The sequence below is a fragment of the Micromonospora saelicesensis genome (genome assembly GCF_900091575.1).
GTDB classification, from domain to species: Bacteria; Actinomycetota; Actinomycetes; order Mycobacteriales; family Micromonosporaceae; genus Micromonospora; species Micromonospora saelicesensis.
In genome coordinates, this window is sequence record NZ_FMCR01000003.1 from 508,613 (window position 1) to 525,934 (window position 17,322).

General features: G+C 69.6%; 11 protein-coding genes and 1 pseudogene. 10 read left to right on the plus strand and 2 right to left on the minus strand.

Translation table 11 applies throughout. The features are described 5' to 3' along the window. Positions 1–3: 3 nt before the first annotated feature. Both GA0070561_RS15440 and GA0070561_RS15445 read left to right on the plus strand, forming a co-directional pair. Positions 4–855, plus strand: coding sequence for a sugar phosphate isomerase/epimerase family protein (locus GA0070561_RS15440; protein WP_091401052.1), 852 nt, complete (start codon positions 4–6; stop codon positions 853–855). A gap of 80 nt (positions 856–935) precedes the next feature. Then, positions 936–3,329: an RICIN domain-containing protein gene (locus GA0070561_RS15445; RefSeq protein WP_208603775.1), complete on the plus strand. Its 2,394-nt coding sequence runs from the start codon at positions 936–938 to the stop codon at positions 3,327–3,329. Between the two features lie 63 nt (positions 3,330–3,392). On the opposite strand, the pseudogene GA0070561_RS15450 reads toward GA0070561_RS15445, so the two are convergent. Continuing rightward, a pseudogene (locus tag GA0070561_RS15450) lies at positions 3,393–4,352 on the minus strand (family 43 glycosylhydrolase); the annotation flags it as partial. 54 nt (positions 4,353–4,406) lie between these two features. Further along, positions 4,407–5,432, minus strand: coding sequence for a LacI family DNA-binding transcriptional regulator (locus GA0070561_RS15455; protein ID WP_091401056.1), 1,026 nt, complete (start codon positions 5,430–5,432; stop codon positions 4,407–4,409). A gap of 372 nt (positions 5,433–5,804) precedes the next feature. Between GA0070561_RS15455 and GA0070561_RS15460 the strand changes: the two genes are divergently transcribed. The 8 genes from GA0070561_RS15460 to GA0070561_RS15495 all read left to right on the plus strand — a co-directional run bounded on the left by GA0070561_RS15460 (position 5,805) and on the right by GA0070561_RS15495 (position 17,263). Continuing rightward, positions 5,805–7,160 (plus strand): ABC transporter substrate-binding protein, encoded by a 1,356-nt coding sequence (locus GA0070561_RS15460; RefSeq protein WP_091401058.1) that lies wholly within the window; start codon positions 5,805–5,807, stop codon positions 7,158–7,160. Next, entirely contained in the window at positions 7,157–8,110 is a 954-nt protein-coding gene (locus tag GA0070561_RS15465; protein WP_091401060.1) for a carbohydrate ABC transporter permease, read from the plus strand. The genes GA0070561_RS15460 and GA0070561_RS15465 overlap by 4 nt, the downstream gene beginning before the upstream one ends. Then, complete coding sequence (locus GA0070561_RS15470; RefSeq protein ID WP_091401063.1) at positions 8,107–8,931, plus strand: carbohydrate ABC transporter permease; 825 nt, start codon at positions 8,107–8,109, stop codon at positions 8,929–8,931. Before GA0070561_RS15465 ends, GA0070561_RS15470 begins: the two co-directional genes overlap by 4 nt. A 3-nt stretch (positions 8,932–8,934) precedes the next feature. Beyond that, complete coding sequence (locus GA0070561_RS15475; RefSeq protein WP_091401065.1) at positions 8,935–10,089, plus strand: serine hydrolase domain-containing protein; 1,155 nt, start codon at positions 8,935–8,937, stop codon at positions 10,087–10,089. A gap of 285 nt (positions 10,090–10,374) precedes the next feature. Then, a complete protein-coding gene (locus tag GA0070561_RS15480) occupies positions 10,375–12,840 on the plus strand; it encodes a glycoside hydrolase family 43 protein (protein WP_244166248.1) in 2,466 nt (821 codons plus the stop codon). Between the two features lie 202 nt (positions 12,841–13,042). Then, on the plus strand, positions 13,043–15,463 hold the full coding sequence (locus GA0070561_RS15485; protein ID WP_091401067.1) for a family 43 glycosylhydrolase: 2,421 nt from the start codon (positions 13,043–13,045) through the stop codon (positions 15,461–15,463). Positions 15,464–15,490: 27 nt separating this feature from the next. After that, entirely contained in the window at positions 15,491–16,123 is a 633-nt protein-coding gene (locus GA0070561_RS15490; RefSeq protein WP_091401069.1) for a hypothetical protein, read from the plus strand. Positions 16,124–16,183: 60 nt separating this feature from the next. Continuing rightward, positions 16,184–17,263 carry a hypothetical protein gene (locus tag GA0070561_RS15495; RefSeq protein ID WP_091401071.1) on the plus strand — a complete coding sequence of 360 codons (1,080 nt, stop codon included), beginning with the start codon at positions 16,184–16,186 and terminating at the stop codon, positions 17,261–17,263. Positions 17,264–17,322: the final 59 nt, after the last annotated feature.

Below are 17,322 nucleotides of genomic sequence, written 5' to 3' on the forward strand. Positions count from 1 at the left end.
CCGATGTACGCCATCGGCGTCAACCCCTGGGTCTGGGCCTCGCCGGTCGACGACAAGGCCCTGGCCCAGCTGATCCCGCGGATCGCCGCGTTCGGCTTCGACGCGGTCGAGTTGCCCATCGAGCAGCCCGGCGACTGGGACCCGATCCGTACCCGGGACCTGTTGGCGGCGCACGGCCTCGTCGCCGCCGGCGTCTGCGCGGTCACCCCGCCGGGGCGGGAACTGGTCGACGCCGCACCAGCGGTCGTCGAGTCGACGGTGGCGTACCTCTTGGGCTGCGTGGCGAGCGCGGCGGCCGTCGGCGCTGGATGCGTCGGCGGTCCCGCGTACGCCTCGGTCGGCCGCACCTGGCGGATGTCGGCAGCGGCTCGCGCGGCCTGCTACGCGGATTTCCGGCGGGCCCTGGCGCCGGTGGCCGAGCAGGCCGGCGAGGTGGGCGTGAGCATCGGTGTCGAGGCGTTGAACCGCTATGAGACGAGCGTCGTCAACACGATCGAGCAGACGGTCGAGTTGATCGACGGGCTACCGCCGAACGTCGGCATCATGATCGATACCTACCACATGAACATCGAGGAAGCCGACCCCTACGCGGCCCTCGCGCTCGCCGGCCGGCACATCAAGCACGTCCAGGTCAGCGGCACCAACCGGGGCGCTCCCGGCGCCGACCACTTCGACTGGCCCCGCTTCTTCACCGTCCTGCGGGAAACCGGCTACCAGGGCGCGATCTGCATCGAGTCGTTCACGGCGGAGAACGAGGCCATCGCCACCGCCGCGGCGATCTGGCGTCCGTTGGCCCCCTCGCAGGACCGTCTCGCCACGGACGGCCTGCGCTATCTCCGGGAGATCCTCGGATGACCGCCCCGACCGGCCACCCCCGCGCTGGTCGAGGCCGTTCCGCCACCCCCACCCCGTTCTCACGTCAGGAGCACCATCCCGTGTCCTCGTCCCTTTCGTCGCTGCGCCGACTGCTGGCCGGCGCCGCCGCGACAGCGGTGACCGCCCTGGTCGCGGTAACCGCCTCGGCGTCTCCGGCCCTCGCTGCCACCACCACCCTCTACGCGTCGCCCTCCGGCACCGGCACCGCATGTTCGGCCAGCCAACCGTGTTCGCTGACCGCCGCCCAGACCGCGGTGCGGGCGATCAACAGCGCGATGTCCGGTGACATCGTGGTGGAGTTGGCCAACGGCGCGTACCGGCTCTCGTCGCCGCTGCGGTTCACCGCGGCCGACTCGGGCAACAACGGCTATCAGGTCATCTGGCGGGCGGCCTCCGGCGCACGTCCGACGATCACCGGTGCCCGGGCGGTCACCGGCTGGTCGCTCGTCGACTCCGGGAAGAACATCTGGCGGGCCAACGTTCCCGCCGGGCTCGACTCCCGTCAGCTCTACGTCAATGGCGCCATCGCCACCCGGGCACGCACCGCCGTGAACCGCGCTGACTTCACCTTCACCACGTCCGGCATGCGGTTCACCAACGGCGCGCTCAGCTACCTCAACAACCTCGGCAACCAGAACCGGGTCGAGGTGGAGAGCGTCGGCTCGTTCACCGACCGGTACTCGCCGGTGCAGAGCATCAGCGGAAACTTCCTGACGATGCAGCAGCCCGCGTGGAACAACAACACCTTCGGGTTCGACACCCTCTCCAGCCCGCACCGCGCCGGCCCGTTCTACCTGACCAACGCGTACGAGTTCCTGGACTCGGCGGGGGAGTGGTACCTCAATCCCAGCAACGGCCAGCTCAACTACATCCCGCTCAGCGGACAGAACATGAGCTCGGTCAGCGTGGAGCTGCCGCAGTTGCAGTCCCTGGTGAACGTCGGCGGCACCTACGACGCGCCCGCGCACCACATCTCGTTCAGCGGGATCACCTTCACCGGCACCAGCTGGCTCGGCCCGAGCAGCAGCAACGGCTTCGCCGACCAGCAGACCGGCGCCCACATCACCGGCACCTGGTCCCGTCCGTCCGACGCGCTGACCTCCTGCCAGGCCGGCTGCCCCCAGTTCGAGGCCACCCGGCCGAACTGGAACCAGATGCCCGCCGCCGTGCAGGTCTCCGCGGCCAACACCATCACCTTCAGCGACTCCCAGTTCGTCAACCTCGGGCAGACCGCGATCGGCATCGGCAACGACGCCAACGCCCACGCCAGCGGTGTCGGCCTGGGGGCCAACAACATCACCGTCACCCGCTCCGAGATCGCCCGTAACTCCGCCGGTGGCGTCGTGGTCGGCGGCGTACGCGCCGACGCCCACCACCCCAGTGACCAGCGCATGGTCAACCGCAACATCACCATCAGCAACAACCGGGTGCACGATCTCGGCCTGGAGTACCGGGGCGTGGTCTCGATCCTGACCACCTACGTGAACACCTCGCTGGTCTCGCACAACGAGGTCTACAACATGCCGTACACCGGCCTGTCGGTCGGCTACGGCTGGGGCGCCAACGACGCCGGCGGCAGCCAGCACTACGCCAACCGTGGCCTGTACAACTACCAGCCGCGGTACTCCACGGCGACCACCGCGGCCAACAACCAGGTCATCGGCAACTACGTGCACGACGTCATGCAGCAGATGACCGACGGCGGGTGCATCTACTCGTTGTCGGCGAACCCGGGCGGGTTGATCGCCGAGAACTACTGCCTGCGCACCAACGGCTGGTTCGGGCTCTACTTCGACGAGGGCTCGCGCTACTACACCGCCCGCAACAACGTGTTCTCCTCCACCGGCACCTGGGCCACCGCCAATTACTGGTACGCGGAGAACATGGGCAACTTCACCGTCACCAACAACTGGTCGACGAACAACTCCACGAACGTGACGAACGGTGACCGCGGCAACGTGGTCAACGGCAACGTCACGGTCAGCAACGGCAACTGGCCGTCGGGCGCGCAGACTGTGATCAACACGGCCGGCGTGCAGAGCGGTGGCAGCACCAACCCGACGAACGTGCAGATCGTGGGCGCCCAGTCGGGCCGCTGTGCCGAGATCGGCAACTCCAGCACGACCAACGGCACGCAGGCCCAGATCTGGGACTGCATCAGCAACGTCGCCAACCAGCGGTGGACCCACACCGCGAGCCGGCAGCTCATGGTCTACGGCACCAAGTGCCTGGACGCCTCCGGCCAGGGCACCGTCAACGGCACGAAGGTGGTGATCTGGGACTGCAACGGCGGCGCCAACCAGCAGTGGAACATCAACGCCAACGGCACGATCACGGGCGTGCAGTCGGGTCTCTGCCTGGACGCCAACGGTGCCGCGACGGCGAACGGCACGAAGCTGATCCTCTGGGCCTGCTCCGGCGGCACCAACCAGCAGTGGCAGCTGCGCAGCTGATCCAGTAGCTGGACACCGACAGGTCCGGGCCGGGGCGGGACGCCTCGGCCCGGACCTGTCCGGTTACGGCGCTTCGACCACTGTCAGCCCGGTCGCGGCCTGGTAGCGGACCGGGATGGGGTCGGTGAGTTCCCCGACGAACGTCTCGTCGACGTGGTCGAGGAAGCCGATGAGGGACCAGTCGTCGGTGGGTCCGGGGACCAGCCGGGGCGCGTACAGGTGTGGGTGGGCGAACGGTTGGGCGGACGCTATGTCCCACGGCCCGAGGGTGGTCTCGCCGGTCGCCACCCAGATCCGGTGGTCGCCGCGCCGAGCGCTGCCGGTGGCCTCGGCGGAGAAGAGCAGCAGCGGTTGCCCGTCGAGGACCGCCACCTGGGGCACCTCCAGGTGACCGAAGCCGGCCGGAGTCGACAGCGGCGGCGCGACGGTCCAGGTGACGAGGTCGGTGGAGGTGGCGTGGCCGACGACGCCACGGGTGTTCGCCGGACCGGTGTTGGCGCGGGCGGTGATGAGCATGTGCCAACCCTCGCCGTCGGGGTCGGGGAACACCCATGGGTCACGCCACGCCTGCTCGTACCACAGCTCCTTGTCCAGCAGCTCGTACCAGGTGGGGTCGGCCTGGACGATCGGTTCGGTGCCGTGCCGGTGCCAGGTCATGAGGTCGTCGGAGACGGCCAGTCCGATGCGTTGGACGAGCCCGTCCTCCGCACGACCGACCCCGGTGTAGAACAGGTACCACCGTCCGTCCGGCCCGCGGACCGTGCAGCCCGTCCAGGTCGCCAGGTCGTCCCAGCTGGGCGCGTCGGCGGGGACCACGGCGTCGGCGACCAGGCGCCACGAGCGCAGGTCCGCCGAGACGGCGTGGCCGATGGTGGCCCGGCGGTGGCGGCGGTGCGGGTCGTGCAGGGCGCGGGACGCGCGCAGGAAGAACACGTGCCAGAGGCCGTTGTCGTCCCGCGCGTACCAGCTGTCCCACACCCAGTGGTCGGGTAGACGAAGCATGGTCGGAAACCTAGCACTAAACCGTTTTAGCGTCGGTCAAGGCCAAACCGCCGGCACGGATCGGAGGGCCGGTGGTCAGCCGGCCGGAGGCGCGAGGGACCGGCGTCGGCGCAGGGGCATCGGAACGAGCGAGGGCTCGGCGGCGCCCCCGTCCAGGAGCAGCTCGACCGCTCGCCGTCCCATCTGCTCGTGCGGCAGCGCCGTGGTGGCCAGACTCGGACGCAACCAGGCGGCGATCGGGTCGTCGTCGAACGAGATGACCGAGATGTCCTCCGGGACGGTCAGCCCCGCCTCGCCGAGTGCCTGGTAGGCGCCGAAGGCCAGCCGGTCGTTCATGCAGATGATCGCGCTGGGTCGCTTCGGCTTGCTCAGCAGGCTGCGCATGGCGGCGTACCCGTGCTCGGGCAACCACTCGGTGCAGAAACACTCGGCCAGGAGGCCGACCTTTGCCTCGTCCAGCGTCTGCCGGATGCCGTGCAGTCGGGCGCGGGCGGCGAGCGAGACCTCCGGGTCGTCCTCCTTGAGTCGGTTGCGGCCGATGAGCGCGATCGCGTCGCGGTGGCCTAGCTCCAGCAGGGCCGTGGCGACGGAGCGGCCGGCCCCCTCGTCGTCGGGGACCACGCTGGGCAGGCCGTCGGGGCTGGTGGCGTTGAGCAGCACCACTGGGCCCCCGAGGATGGCCGCGGGCACCGTCAGCCGTCGGGTCGCCATCGCCGCGTAGATCACGCCGTCGACCTGCCGGTCCAGGACGGCCTCGATGGCGTACTGCTCGAAGGTGGCGTCGCCCTGCGTCTCGGTGATGAGCAGGACGTGGTCCCGTTCGCGGGCCGCGTCGAGGGCGCCGCGGATGAGGTCGCCGGCGAACCGGGTGGTGGCCACGATGTCGGAGACGAACGCGATGGTGGCCGTCTTGCGGGTGCGCAGGCTGCGCGCGGCGAGGTTGGGTCGGTAGCCGAGTTCCTCGGCGGCGGCGAACACCCGCTGGTGCGCCTCGGCCGAGAGCCGGGTGCCCTCCCTGCCGTTGAGCACCATCGACGCGGCGGTCTTGGACAGCCCGGCTCTCCGCGCGACGTCGGCGAGTGTTGCTCTGTTGCGGCCCATCAGTCCTCCGAATCAGGCGCGGTGCCACAGGCGCCGCTCCCGCCCATCATGATGCGTCGCCGCCGGGGATCGAGCGCCGGTCACGTCGGCAAGGTGTGAACCCGACGTTTCCGCACCGTTGCCAAGTTGTCCTTGACAGCTCCCCGTGCCGCGCGCATGCTCTGCTAAATCAGTTTAGCGACCACTTCTGGTGCATCCAGAGGCGCCTTCGGTGGCCGTGCCGGGTTCTTTTCTGCTGACGGTACGGGTGCTGCGCTCGGGCGACAGGTCACGGCGTACGTGTCGTGGCGGCCGCGCGGTCGCGGTGGTCCCGGTGGAGCCGTCGCGCGGCCATGGGTCGCGGGACGCGTGGAGATGTCAAGGAGTCATGAAATGGCAGAATTGCTGACAAAGTTTCCGCGACGGAGAACGGTGCTCCTCGCGTCGCTGCTGGCGGTCGGGATGACCGCGACGGCCTGCAGCGCCCCGGGCGAGGACCGGTCGTCGACCCAGAAGCCCGATGCCGCCGTCAAGACGGAGCTGGGCACCGACCCGATCACCCTGGACATGTACGCGGAGACCGGCTTCCCACTGGCCAAGGCGTTGGCCGACGAGTTCTCCAAGCAGCACTCGAACGTCAAGTTCAACATCCGCGAGGACCAGTTCACGGTGATCGTGGAGAACGCACCCCGGGTGATGGCCTCGGACAACTCGCCCGACATCATCCGGCTCCCGACCATGGTCGACCTGGTCAAGGACGACCTGCTCAAGAACCTCGACCCGTACTTCACCGCGTACGGCTGGGACAAGTTCCCCGCCTCCCAGCTCATGCAGCTGCGCGTCGGCGAGAACACCCGGGGCACCGGCTCGCTGTACGGGATGGGGCTGGGCTACAGCGTCACCGGCGTCTTCTACAACAAGAAGCTGGCCAGCCAGATCGGCATGACCCAGCCGCCGGCCACTGTCGCCGAGTTCGAAGAGCTGCTGGCCAAGGCGAAGACCGGCGGGGTCCAGCCGATCATGCAGTTCAACAAGAACACCGCGGGCATCAACTTCCCGCACCAGGCGCTACAGAACCAGTTCGGCGACCCGACCCAGGTCGCCGACTGGATCTTCCAGAAGCCGGGGGCCACGTTCGACACCCCGGCCGCCCTGAAGGCCACCCAGACCATCCAGAAGTGGGCCCAGGCCGGCTACTTCACCAAGGACGCCAACGCCCTGGACTACGCGGGCATGGTGGGGGAGTTCCAGAAGGGCAACGGCCTGTTCATGTTCAACGGCGACTGGGAGTCGGCCAACCTCGACAAGTCGATGCCCGGCAACGTGGGCTTCTTCCTCTTCCCGACCGAGTCTCCCGGTGGAAAGCACGTGGCGATGTCCGCCCCCAACACCTTCGGCGTCTCCGCCAAGGCCAAGAACCCGGATGCCGCCGCGTACTTCCTGAACTGGGTGCACACCAACGCCAAGGCCCGCGAGATCTCGGTGACCGTCGGCGGCTCCAGCCCCGGTGGCCCGAGTGACCTGCCGGTGCCGAGCGCCGCCCCGAACACGGTGCTGGCCGAGACCCTGAAGGCGTCGCAGCAGCTCGGTGCGGAGAACGGCGCTGTGGACTTCACCGCGAACGCGACCGGCGGCATCTTCGCCGCCGCGATCACGCCGGAGATGCAGAAGCTGATCGCCGGTCAGCAGACGCCCGAGGGGTACGTGAAGGCGGTCCAGGCCGAGTATCAGAAGGAACTGTCCCGATGACGTCTGCCCTCGGCAGCGCACCAACCGGGCGCGACGATCGTCGCACCCGCACGACCCCGACGCGGGCTCACCGATTCCGGTGGGCCCGCGCGGCCGGGACCGGCTGGTTGTACGTCCTGCCCGCCCTGGTGATGTACGCGGTGTTCGTCCTGCGCCCGCTCGTCCTGACGCTCCAGTACTCGCTCTACGACTGGAACGGCATCGGGGTGGCCCGCTGGGTGGGCCTGGACAACTACCTGACCGTCTTCACCGACAGCGATCTGCTGAAAATCATCGGCAACGCGATCGTGCTGATCGTCTTCTTCAGCTTCATCCCCGTCGCGCTCGGGCTGTTGGTGGCGAGCATGGTTCGCCGGATCACCACCGGCGCGTTCGGCACCGTCGTCCGGACCATCCTGTTCCTGCCGCAGGTCATCCCCCTGGTGGCGGCGGGCATCGCGTGGAGCTGGCTGCTCTCGTCGAACGGTCTGGTCAACCAGGCGCTGCGCGCGGTCGGGCTGGGTGGCGTCGCCCGCGCCTGGCTCGGCGACTTCGACACGGCGCTGCCCGCCGTCGGCGTCATCGGGGCCTGGGTCCTGCTCGGCCTCTGCACGATTCTGCTGGTCACCGGCATGAGCAAGATCGATCCGGCGCTGTACGAGGCCGCCCGCCTCGACGGTGCCGGCCCGGTCCGCGAGTTCCTCGCCGTGACCCTGCCCAGCCTGCGCCAGGAGATCGGCGTCTGCCTCACCGTGACGATCATCGCGGCGCTGGCGAGCTTCGACATCGTCTACATCTCCACCAGCGGCGGCCCCGGCCTCCAGACCACAGTGCCGGGCCTGGAGATCTACCGGCTGGCCTTCTCGCAGCGGCAGGTGGGGCTGGCCTCGGCGCTCGCCGTCGTACTCATGCTGCTCGTGCTGGCGTGTGTGCTGCCGATCCAGCGCCTGAGCCGAGGGGAGAAGCCGTGAACCTGAGCCGACGCGAACAGTTGACCGGCCGGGTGTTCCTGATCGCCCTGATCGTCGTCACCCTGCTGCCGTTCGTGAGCATGCTCTCGGCGGCGTTGCAGCCCCGGGGCACCGTGCCCAACGGGCTCGAGTGGCCGTCCGACCCGCAGTGGGGGAACTTCGCCGACGCCTTCACCGCCGCGAACATGGGCGCCCTGCTCCGCTCCAGCCTGCTGATCGTGGCCGGTGTCGTACCGGTGTCGGTGCTCATCGCGACCATGGCCGGCTTCGGGCTCGGTCAGCTGCGGGTCCCCGGTGGCCGGCTCGTCTTCGGTCTCTTCCTGCTGGGTCTGACCCTGCCGTTCGAGGCCGTGGTCACGCCGCTCTACTACCAGATGCAGGACCTCGGGCTGCTCAACACCCGCTGGGCCATCATCCTGCCGCTGATCGGGCTGTACATGCCGTTCGCGGTGTTCTGGATGCGGGCACACTTCACCAACGTGCCGGTCGAGTTGTCCGAGGCGGCCCGGGTGGACGGCAGCAGCACGTGGCAGCTGTTCTGGCGGGTCCAGGTGCCGCTCGCCCGGCCGGCGATCGCCTCGCTGACGATCCTGATGTTCCTCTGGACGTGGAACCAGTTCCTGCTCGCCATCGTCCTCGTGGACGACGCCACCAAACGCACAATGGCCGGGGCGCTCGGAGCGTTCCAGGGCCAGTGGGGCACCGACCTGGTGCTGCTGTGTGCCGGGTCGCTGCTGATCCTCACCCCGACCCTCATCGTGTTCCTGATCTTCCAGCGACAGTTCATCAAGGCCCTGATCCAAGGGTCAGTGAAGGGGTAGGCAGTGGTCACACAGCCGCAGATCCACGGCGACGTCGACGATCGCTTCGGGCGCGTCGCCGACGTCTTCCGCGACAACTTCACCTCCCGGGGAGAGGTCGGCGCCGCGGTCACCGTCTATGTGCGGGGCCGCAAGGTCGTCGACCTGTACGGCGGGGTGGCCGACACCCGTACCGGGCGGCAGTGGGACGCGCACACGCCGGTCGTCGTCTTCTCCTGCACCAAGGGGATCCTGGCGATCTGCGCCTACCTGCTGGCCCAACAGGGCCGGCTCGACCTCGACGCTCCCGTGACGCGCTACTGGCCGGAGTTCGGACAGCACGGCAAGGCGGACATCCCGGTGCGCTGGCTGCTCACGCACCAGGCAGGTCTGCCCGCGGTGGACCGCTCCCTGACCCTCGACGAGGTGCTGGCGTGGGATCCGGTCATCAAGGCGATCGAGGCGCAGGCCCCGCTGTGGAAACCGGGTACGGCGCACGGCTACCACTCGATGACCTACGGCTGGCTGGTCGGAGAGGTGATCCACCGCATCACCGGCCAACTGCCCGGCGCGTTCTTCGCCGACACCGTCGCGGGCCCGCTCGGCCTGCACACCTGGCTGGGGCTCCCGGCCGCCGAGAGCGACACCGTCGCCTGGGGCCTGGCACCGCCCCCGGACCCTGACCCGTTCGTGGACCCGGTCGCCGAACGGGGCATCACCATGGGAGGCGCTTTCGCCTTCCCCGCCGACGCCGACGGCCTGGTCAGCTTCAACGACGACGCCATCCGGGCCGCCGGTGTTCCCGGCGCGGGCGCGGTGAGCACCGCCGAGGGCCTCGCGCGGCTCTACGCCGCCTGTGTGTCGGAACTCCACCGTGGACCGCTGCTCACGGCGGCGTCGGTGGACGACGCGGTAGTGGTTCGCTCGCGTGGTCAGCAGCGGCACGGCCCGCCGGACACCGGGCAGCGCTGGGGCACCGGCTTCCTGCTGCACTCCCCACCGGCCCGGCCCCTGCTGGGTGAGCGCAGCTTCGGCCACGACGGCGCGGGCGGGAACCTGGCCTTCGCCGACGCCGAGCATCAGGTGGGCTTCGGCTACGTGGTCAACCAGATGCGTGGGATGGGCGACGAGCGCGCCAACCAATTGACCGCCGCCCTCCGCGCCTGCCTGAACGCCTAACGGCCCCCAGGGCCCCGGCGTGCTCTCGGTGATCATGAAGTTATTGCCGCCAATGACGGCGTGTCAGGGCAATAACTTCATGATCACCGGGGTTGGAGCTGGGAACCGTCCGTCCACTGTGGTTGGTGGACGGTGTTACGGGGATACTTCGGGCACGTTTCATCGATAGTCTTGACAGGGGTTGTTAGCGATAACACCATGGCCTTCACGCCGCTCTCGCGTTTGGAGCTCGCCTTGGTCGTGTCGGTCCGCTCGCGTGTCCTGAACATCGCCCGCGCATCCGCTGTGAACAGCCTGAACGCCGCCGCTCGCCACACCACCACCACGTTGACCCGACTGGCCTCCACAGTGCGCCCGGATCGCCTCCGTTCACTGTGTGCGCTCGCATCGGCGGCCGTTTTCGTCGGCGCGAGCCTGGTTGCCACACCCGCTGGCGCGCACGACGGCGACGGATGGTCGCCTCGATCGTCGTACACCTCGACCGACACCGGCGCCGGCACCTACTCGGTGCCGCTGCTCAACGCCGACGTGCCGGACATCAGCGTCGAGCGGGTGCCAGCCGCCGAGAACGACGAGGGCCGCGACCTCTACTACATGATCAGCACGACAATGCACCTGAGCCCGGGTGCGCCGATCATGAAGTCGTACGACCTCGTCAACTGGGAGATCGTCAACTACGTCTTCGACCGGGCGAGCATCGGCGACTCCTTCTCACTGCGCAACGGCCAGAACTCGTACGGCCAGGGCCAGTGGGCGTCGTCGCTGCGCTACCACGACGGCACGTTCTACGCCGTCTTCAACACCAACAACCTCGGCGGCGCGTACCTCTACCGCACCGACGACATCGAGAACGGCCCGTGGCAGCGCACCGCCCTCGGCCGTGGCCTGCACGACCCGTCGCTCTTCTTCGACGTCGACGGCACGCCGTACATCTTCTACGGCTCCGGCGGCACCAGCGCCGTACGCCTCAACGCCGACCTGACCGCCATCGCGCAGGACTACCCGAACATCTTCACCGCCAACAACTACGCCGGGCAGCCGTTCATCGGCGGCCTGTTCGAGGGCGCGCAGGTCTACCACATCGACGGCTGGTACTACGCCGTCATCATCACCTGGCCGTCCGGGCAGGGGCGCCAGGTGGTGATGTTCCGGTCGAAGGACCTGCTCGGGCGCTACACCTCGGCCGGCGGGGTCAACACCTACGAGGCGCGCGGAGTGCTCAACTCCAACGGCTTCGCGCAGGGCAGCCTGGTGCCGATCAGCCGCGCGGGCGGCGGGACCGACTGGCACGGCATGTTCTTCCGGGACACGTTCCCGATCGGCCGGATCCCGGCGCTCATCCCCGCCACCTGGCAGAACGGGTGGCCGACCTTCGGCACCAACGGGGTGGTGCCGGTCAACGGCCTGTTCGACAAGCCGATCCGGCTCAGCCCGGCCGAGGAACTGTTCGAGCGGCAGAAGAGCATCGTCGCCTCGGACGACTTCGCCAACGACGCGCCGCACAAGGCGTACCAGGACGAGCAGTGGACGGTCCCCGCCCCGCTCGATCCGGCGGAGATCGCCCCCAACGGCTCACGGCTGGACCTGGCGTGGGAGTGGAACCACGCCCCGGACAACCGGTACTGGTCACTGACCGACCGCGACGGCTGGCTGCGGTTGACGGCCGGCACTGTGGTCACCGGCCAGTACGTCTACACGAAGCTGTCCAACCGGGCCGAGCTGGCGTGGTTCGAGGAGGCACGCAACACCCTCTCGCAGCGGACGTTCGGGCCACGACAGTCGGTCCAGACCCGGATGGACATCTCCGGGATGAAGAACGGCGACGTCGCGGGCCTGGCCGCCTACAACCGCGGATTCTCGTACGTGGCGGTCAAGCGCGTCGGTGACGTCAACACCCTCGGCGTGGTGAACCGGTCGCAGCCGTTCGCTGTCGACCTCGACCAGTCGACGCTGGAGAGCTTCGTCTCCGGCACGACGGTGTCGCTGGGCGACGCGACCGAGGTGCACGTGAAGGCGGACCTCGACTTCTCCGCGCCGGTCGGCCAGCTGTGGACGACGTTCTACTACAGCCTGGACGGGGTCCAGTGGACCCGGCTGGGCAACCGCGTGGGCCCGCAGGCGCTCGACGGCAGCCTCGCCCACTTCATGGGTCACCGGGTGGGCCTGTTCAACTACGCGACCCAGGAGACCGGCGGCCACGTCGACTTCGACGACTACCTGCTCAGCGACGTGCTGACCGCGCAGGCCCGGCCACTGGACACCACCGCCCTCGACGCGGCCATCGCCCACGCGCAGACACTCGACCCGCGGTACTACCCGGCCGACGCCTGGGCCGCGACGCGGTCCGCGCTCGCGGCGGCGACGTCGGCACGGGCCGGCCAGCTCGGCACACAGAACCAGATCGACGCACCGGAGCGGGCACTCAGCTACCACTTGGCCCGACTCGGAGTACTGGCGGCGCTGCCCGTGACGGCCACCGCCCAGGTGCGCTGCCTGAGCGGCAAGGCGTACCTGGCGGTGCAGGTGCGCAACGACTCGGACGAGCCCGTCGAGATCGCCGTCGACACCCCGTACGGGAACCGGTCGTTCGCCGCCGTCGCGCCGGGGGCGAACGTCTACCAGTCGTTCAACACCCGCGCGTCGTCGGTGGCGGCCGGCTCGGCGACGGTCCGGGCCACCGGGGCGGTCGCCGGCCGGGACGTGACCACCGTCCACGCCGCCCAGCACCCCGCCAACGCCTGCGGCGGATAGCCCCACCACGAGCCCTCGGCCCGCCGACCAGCACCACCGGCGACCGGCCCGGCGGCACGGAACAGCGGACCTGTCCCGTGCCGCCGGCCACGGCCGGACCGGTGGCGGCAGTCGACCCTGATGTCCGGACCACCCACGGAAGCGCACCCACCGATCCCCCGTACACCGATGACCGCACGTCAGAGATGAAGGAGGATGTCTCGTGGAACAACGAATGCGACGGGCGACCCGAGGACGGGTCGCAGCGCTCGCGACAGTCGGCCTGATGCTGGCCACGGGGTTCGTCGCCCCGGCGGCGCCGGTCCAGGCCGCCGACACGAACCTCGTCGTCAACGGCGGGTTCGAGGACGGCCTGACCAACTGGTTCGTCAACAACGGAAACGCCTCCGACGGCGCCCAGTTGTCGGCCACGTCGGACGCCTACGCCGGCGCGAACGCGGCGCTCGTCACCAGCCGGACGACCACCGGGTCCGGCCCGATGCAGGACCTCAGCGGCAAGGTGCAGGCCGGCCAGGCCTACACCCTCACGGCCCGCATCAAGTACGAGAACGAGAGCGGACCGGCGACGAAGCAGTTCTTCGCCACCATGCACTACGGCGGTGCCACCTACACCAACCTCGTCAGCGTGACGGCGACGAAGGGCCAGTGGGCGCAGTTCAACGGAACGTTCACGATCCCGACGGCGCAGAGCGTGTCGACGGCGCGCCTGTTCTTCGAGACCCCCTGGACGAGCACACCGTCCACCGACCCGGCTCTGCACCTGATGGACTTCAAGCTCGACGACGTGTCAGTGGTCGGCGCCGCGCCACCCGCGCCCGCGTCGAAGACCATCGAGGTGGTCGGCAAGCTGCCCGGGGAGCACAACCCGTTGATCGGGCACAAGTTCGGGGCTGACGGTTTCGGCCTCGTGCACGACGGCCGGGTCTACATGTACATGACCAACGACACCCAGGGTTACGCCCCGAACCCGACCACTGGCGTCTCGCCGGGGATCAACTACGGCGACATCAACCAGATCACGGTGATCTCCTCGGAGGACCTCGTGAACTGGACGGACCACGGTGAGATCCAGGTCGCCGGCCCCAACGGGGTGGCCCCGTTCACCGCCAACTCGTGGGCTCCTGGCATCACCAAGAAGGTGGTGAACGGAGTGGAGAAGTTCTTCCTCTACTACGCCAACGGCGGTGGCTCCAGCAACGTGATCACGGGTGCGTCGCCGCTCGGCCCGTGGACCAGCGAGCGCACGAGCACGCTGATCGACGGCCGTACCCCCGGCGCCGAGGCCGTCGCGTGGAAGTTCGACCCGGCCCCGTTCGTCGACGACGACGGCCAGCCGTACCTCTACTTCGGTGGTGGTCCCGCGTCGACGAGCATGCCGCCGGCCGAGCGCTTCAACAACCCGAAGAACATCCGGTCGATCGAACTCGGCGACGACATGGTCTCCACCGAGGGAACGGCCGCGGTGGTCGACGCCCCGGTCGCCTTCGAGGCGGGCCACGTCTTCAAGCGCCAGGGTAAGTACTACTTCTCGTACTCCTCGCACTTCGGCGGGAACGACTTCGGTGGCAGCCAGCAGCCGCTCCCCGGTTACCCAGGGGGTGGCCAGATCGGCTACATGATCTCCGACGGGCCGATGTCGTGGCCGAAGGAGACCTACGCCGGTGTGCTCTTCCCGAACCAGTCGCAGTTCTTCGGGGCCGGCACCGGTGGCAACAACCACCAGTCGGTGTTCGAGTTCGGGGGTAAGTACTACTTCACGTACCACGCCCCGACGCTGAACAAGCGCATCAACGGCAACACCACGCAGGGGTACCGCAGCCCGCACATCCAGGAACTGACCTTCAACCCGGACGGCACCATCCAGCAGGTCGTCGGCACCTACGCCGGCGTGGACCAGGTCCGCGACTTCGACCCGTACCGCGTCTTCGAGGCCGAGACCTTCGGCTGGAGCAAGGGCGTCGCGACCACGAAGGTCGACGGCAGCTCGGCCCAGTTCGGTGGCGCGGCACCCAACCTCGTGGTCCGCGACATCGACAACGGGGACTGGACGGCGCTGTCCTCGGTGAACTTCGGGGACAACGGCGCGCAGAGCCTGACGGCGCGGGTGCGTGCGCTCGCCGCCGGAGGGCAGATCCAGGTCCGGCTGGACGACGTCAACGGTCCCGTCGTCGGCACTGTCGCCGTGGACACGCCGGTCGGACAGTGGGCCGAGGTGACCGCCGAACTTGACGGCGTCAGCGGCGTGCACGACGTCTACTTCACCTACACCGACCCGGCCGGCGTCGACCTCTTCGAGATCGACAACTGGGCCTTCGCGGCGGACAGCCTCGACCTGCCCGTCACGCTCAGCGCGTCCACGCGGTGCGTGGGCGGCAAGGCGTACGTGGCGGTGCAGGCGCGCAACGACCACGACGCGCCGGTGGGCATCACCCTCGAGACGCCGTACGGCGAGCGCTCGTTCACGGCCGTCGCGCCGGGCGCGAACGCCTACCAGTCCTTCAACACCCGCGCCGAGTCGGTGCCGGCGGGTTCGGCGACGGTCCGGGTGACCGGGGCGATCGGCGGACACGACGTGACGACCGTCCGCACCGTGCAACACCCCGCCGGCACCTGCGGCGGATAACCCCTCATAGCGGAGAACGGAGATCACATGAACACATACAAACGGCGGCAGACACTCGCGGCCGGCGTCGTCGGCGCCGTGCTGACCGGAGCGGCGGTGCTGCCGTCGCCCGCACTGGCCGAGCCCGGTGACGACGCCAGCGTGCGGGTCACTGTCGACATCGACGAGATCAGGGAACCGGGCGTGCTCGCCCTGTCGATCGCCGGCGACGCCGTCGCGCTGTCCGAGGACGGCTCGACGCTGCTGGTACGCCAGTTCGTCGGCACGCTGCCGACGGTGACGGTCACCGACACCCGCGTCGCCGACGAGGTGCCCGACGGCGCCAACTGGGCGGTGCTCGGCAGCGCGACCGACTTCGCCGGCGCCGCCGGCCAGGCGCCGATCACCGCCGACCACTTCGGCTGGAAGCCCCGCCTGCTCGACGGCGGGGAGACCGGCCTGGTCACCGAGGGCGAGGAGGTGGTGACCAGCCTGGACGAGCCGACCCAGCCGGGCAACAATGTCGGCCTCGTCGACCAGGAGCTGTTGGTCTCGGCCTTCGACTCCGAGGCCGTCGCCAGCGACTCGTACTCGGTCAATGCCGACCTGTACCTGCGGACCCCCGCGGAGGTCGCCGCCGGCGCGTACAGCTCCACGCTCACGCTCTCACTGTTCGAGTAGTGGCCTGGGCGGGGGTCCCGGACCGGGCCCCCGCCCAGCCCCGTGCCGAAGGGCCGATTCATGACCGTCACCCCGCTGCACCGGGCGCTCGTCGTCCTCGCCGTCGCGTCCCTCGCGGTTGCGGCCGCGCCGACCGCGGCGGCGGCGGAACCGGACCCGAAGGCCCTGACGTGGACGGTCCAACCGGCCACCGCGACCGGGCCGGACCAACGCCGATGGATCAACGCCAGCCTCGACCCGGGGCAGGCCGTGACCGAGCACCTGGCGGTACGGAACTTCAGCCGTACCGCCGTCGCCTTCTCCCTGAAGGCCGCCGACGGCTACCTCACCGACAAGGGCCGCTTCAACATGCTGTCGTCCGACCGTCCCTCGGTCGACGGCGGCACCTGGATCGACGTGCAGGAGAAGGTCACCGTCGGCCCCAACGAGACACGGGTGGTGCCGTTCACGATCACGGTGCCCCCGGGCGCCACGCCGGGTGACCACCCGGCCGGCATCGCCGCGACCGTCACCAGCACCGGCGGCACTGTCAACGTCGAGAGCCGTGTCGGCTTCCGGGTGATGCTGCGGGTGAACGGCTCCGCGCAGGCCGCCCTGGCCGTCCGGGGCCTCCGCGCGACGTACTCCCCGTCGTGGAACCCCTTCGCCGGTGGCACGGTACGGGTCCGCTACACCGTCGAGAACGACGGCAACGTCTGGGTCGGCGGAACGAGTCGGGTGGCGATGTCCGACCTCCTGGGCCGGAGCAGCCACGAGGCCACCAGTGCCGTCGAGGAGTTGCTGCCCGGCGGCGTTCGGACGGTGGAGACCCGGGCCGACGGCGTCTGGGCCATGGTCCGCCTCCGCACGACAGTCAGCACCTCGCCGACGCTGCTCGGCGACGGCCAGGCCGGGGCCGACCTCCGACCGGCCTCGGCCACCGTCACCACCTGGGTCGTCCCGTGGGCTCAGCTCGCACTGTTGGGTCTGCTTGCCGGCCTGCTCGTGGGGCTGCGAGCGGCGGCCCGGCACCGGCGGCGTCGGCTGGCCGGGCTGCTGGCCCGTGCGAGGCAGGAGGGCCGGCAGGAGGGTCAGGAGTCCGTGCTCGTCGGGGGCGCGCCCGCTGCTGCCGAGCCCGACGCGGGCGACGCCCGCCGGTGACCCGTCGGCGCGAGGGAATCACGCTGCCGGATCGCGGCGAGGCGCCGCCCGGTCCGCGG

Coding starts and splice junctions, on each gene's coding strand:
- GA0070561_RS15460 (WP_091401058.1), top strand. CDS start 5,805: ATGGCAGAATTGCTGACAAAGTTTCCGCGACGGAGAACGGTGCTCCTC.
- GA0070561_RS15490 (WP_091401069.1), top strand. CDS start 15,491: ATGAACACATACAAACGGCGGCAGACACTCGCGGCCGGCGTCGTCGGC.
- GA0070561_RS15455 (WP_091401056.1), bottom strand. CDS start 5,432: ATGGGCCGCAACAGAGCAACACTCGCCGACGTCGCGCGGAGAGCCGGG.
- GA0070561_RS15495 (WP_091401071.1), top strand. CDS start 16,184: ATGACCGTCACCCCGCTGCACCGGGCGCTCGTCGTCCTCGCCGTCGCG.
- GA0070561_RS15440 (WP_091401052.1), top strand. CDS start 4: ATGTACGCCATCGGCGTCAACCCCTGGGTCTGGGCCTCGCCGGTCGAC.
- GA0070561_RS15465 (WP_091401060.1), top strand. CDS start 7,157: ATGACGTCTGCCCTCGGCAGCGCACCAACCGGGCGCGACGATCGTCGC.